Genomic DNA, 2,991 nt, shown 5'->3' on the forward strand with positions numbered 1-2,991 from the left:
GAGCTGGGCGGTGCCGCCGGCTGATCTGCTTCCCGCACGCCGGCGGCACCGCCCAGCTCTTCCACGGCTGGAGCGCCCACCTCCCGGACGACGTCGAAGTGCTGGCCGTCCGCTACCCCGGCCGCCAGGACCGCCTGAAGGACCCCTGCATCGCGGACATGGCCGCGATGGCGGACGCCGTCACCGAGGCCCTGACCGGCCGGCTCGACCTCCCCGTCTCCCTGTTCGGCCACAGCATGGGCTCCGCGATCGCCTACGAGGTCGCCCTCAGGCTGGAGCGGCTCGGCGTACGCCCCGAGCGGCTGTACGCCTCCGGCCGGGCCGCCCCGCACCGCGCCCGCCCCGCCGGAGTGGACCCCGACGACGAGGCCGGACTGATCGCGACCGTGCGCGGACTCGGCGACTTCCAGGCCGAGGTGTACGACATCCCGGAACTGCGCGAACTCCTCCTGCCCGCCCTGCGCGCCGACTACCGCCTGATCGAGACCTACCGCCCGCCCCGCGCGATCCCCCTGCGCACCCCCGTGACCGCCTACACCGGCATCGACGACACCCACTGCCCCCTCGCCGACGTCCACGCCTGGTCCGAACTCACCACCAGCGGCTACGACTTGCGCACCTTCCCCGGCGACCACTTCTTCCTCGTCCCCCACGAGTCGGAACTCGTCCAGGACATCGCCGTCCGGCTGCACTGAACTCCCCGCTCTGGAGCACCCCTTGACCGACCTGACGGACACCCCCACCCGCCGTCCCCCGAACGAACCGCTCCTCCTCGACCCCGGCTTCCTCGCCGACCCGGCCGCCTCCTTCGGCGTCATCCGCGAGCAAGGGCCCGTCGTACGCGGCTGGTTGACCGAGACGCAGCCGGTGTGGCTCGTCACCCGCTACGACGACGTCCGCGAGGGGCTGCGCGACCACGCGCGCTTCGTGCACACCCCGGAGAAGGTCGACGGGCACACCGGAGAGGACCCCCGCCGCGTCCTCGTCGACATGCTCAACCTGCCCGAGGAGATGCGGAAGTACTTCCTCGTCTCCGCCCTCGACGCCGACCCGCCCGCCCACACGAGGCTGCGCGGCGCCGTCGCCCGCACCTTCACCGCCCGCCGCATGCAGGCGCTGCGCCCCCGCATCGCCGGGATCACCCACGACCTGCTCACCGAGGCGCTCGCCAACTCGGTGGACGGAACACTGGAGTTGGTGGAGGGCCTCGCCTTCCCCTCCGCCGTCACCGCCGTCTGCGAACTCGTCGGCGTCCCCGAAGCGGACCGGGCCGCCTTCCGGCGCTGGGGCGACGACATCCTCGCCATGGACCCCGTACGGCTCGGCGCATCCTCGCCGCCGCTGATCGAGGCCATCACCCGGCTGCTCGACGAACGCCGCCGGGCTCCCGGCGAAGACCTCCTCAGCGGGCTCGCCCGCGGACTGGACGAGGTCGAGGCCGTCGCCATGGTCATGAACGTCGTCATGGCCGGCTACGACAACACCGCCCAACTCCTCATCAACAGCCTCGCCGCACTCCTCACCCACCCCGGCCAACTCCGGCTCCTGCGCGACGACATGACGCTCATGCCGCGCGCGGTCGAGGAGTTCGTGCGCTGGTGCGGGCCCGACATCGTCGTCCGGATGCGGCTCGCCGCGCAGGATGCCGACCTGCACGGGGTGCGGGTGCGGAAGGGGGACTGCGTACAGTTCGTCCTCGTCTCCGCCAACCGCGACCCCCGGCGCTTCCCCGACGGGGACCGGCTCGACATCACCCGCGCCGGGACCGAGGAACACCTCGGGTTCGGGCAGGGCATCCACTACTGCGTCGGCGCCGGGCTCTCCCGGGTGCACTGCGAGGTCGCGCTCGGGGTGCTGCTCGAACGGTTTCCCCAACTGCGGCTCGCGGGCGGCCCGGAGAGCCTCAAACGGGACGTCATCCCGGGAACCGCGCCGAGACTTCCGGAGCTGCGGGTGCTGGTCTGACGGGCGGGCGATGTCGACCGAATTCGAAAAACGGCTCGGTTGTGCGAATTCCGTCCCGTCCCGGGGATTGCCGAATTCCTCCCTGATCCCCGTAATCCCGTCGCTAAAGTGGCCGTACCGTCAACTGGCCAGAAGCGAGGGGATGTACCCGTGCGCGATACGCGGGAAAAGGAGAACGGCGGCCCGACGGTCGTCGTTCTCACCGCGTCGGACGTCGAATTCGACGCGGTGGAAACGCTGTTGGCGGGCGACCCGGACAGCGCCGCCCGCGACGACATCGGCACCGTGTACCGGCTCGGCTGGCTCGACGGGACACCCTGGCGGGTCGCGCTCGCCGAGATCGGCACGGGGAACGGGGGAACGGCGGTGGTCGCGACACACGCCGTACGGCTGTTCGCGCCCCGGCTGGTGATGTTCGTGGGGACCGCCGCAGGACTGACGCGCGGCGTGGCACCCGGGGACGTCGTCGTAGCCACCAAGGTGTACGGGGTGCACGGCGGGAAGGCCACCGACAGCGGCTTCCACGCCCGGCCCGAGACCTGGCAACTCTCCCACGCGGTACGGCAGACGGCCACGGCCGCGCACCGCCGCTGGCGCCGCGAGCCCGGCGCCCCCGCCGTCCACTTCAAGCCGGTCGCCGCCGGGGAACAGGTACTCGAGGGGGAGCGGTCCGCCCTGCGCGAGCGGCTGCGCCTGCACTACGAGGACGCCGTGGCCCTCGACACCGAGAGCGCCGGAGTGGCCGAGGCGGCGTCCATGGACCGGACCTGGCCCTCGATGACGGTGCGCGGGATCGACGACGGCACGGACGACGGCCGCCGGGCGGCGGCGCACCACGCGGCGGCGTTCGCGCTGGCGGTGGTCCATGAGGCGGTCGTCGACGAGGAGGAGACGGCGGTGCCCGAGGTCGTCGAGCGGCCGGCCGAGGCGCCGACGGGCTGGCGGGCCGGGGCCGTCGTGGAGGTCGGCGGTGCGGAATACCTCCTGGAGGACGGGCTCGTGGGGCAGGGGGAAGGGGGCGAGTAC

Annotated in this window: 3 protein-coding genes; all 3 read left to right on the forward strand. The window is 72.7% G+C overall.

The window, feature by feature from the left end:
* Nucleotides 1-695 (forward strand): alpha/beta fold hydrolase (locus AOK24_RS40445; protein ID WP_055724898.1); only part of this gene is annotated, 695 nt, incomplete at its 5' end.
* 22 nt (nt 696-717) lie between these two features.
* Entirely contained in the window at nt 718-1,965 is a 1,248-nt protein-coding gene (locus AOK24_RS40450; RefSeq protein ID WP_055724899.1) for a cytochrome P450, read from the forward strand.
* Between the two features lie 150 nt (nt 1,966-2,115).
* Nucleotides 2,116-2,991 (forward strand): 5'-methylthioadenosine/S-adenosylhomocysteine nucleosidase family protein (locus tag AOK24_RS40455; protein WP_055724900.1); only part of this gene is annotated, 876 nt, incomplete at its 3' end.

Origin of the sequence: Streptomyces niveiscabiei (assembly GCF_001419795.1) — a bacterium.
GTDB lineage: Bacteria > Actinomycetota > Actinomycetes > Streptomycetales > Streptomycetaceae > Streptomyces > Streptomyces niveiscabiei.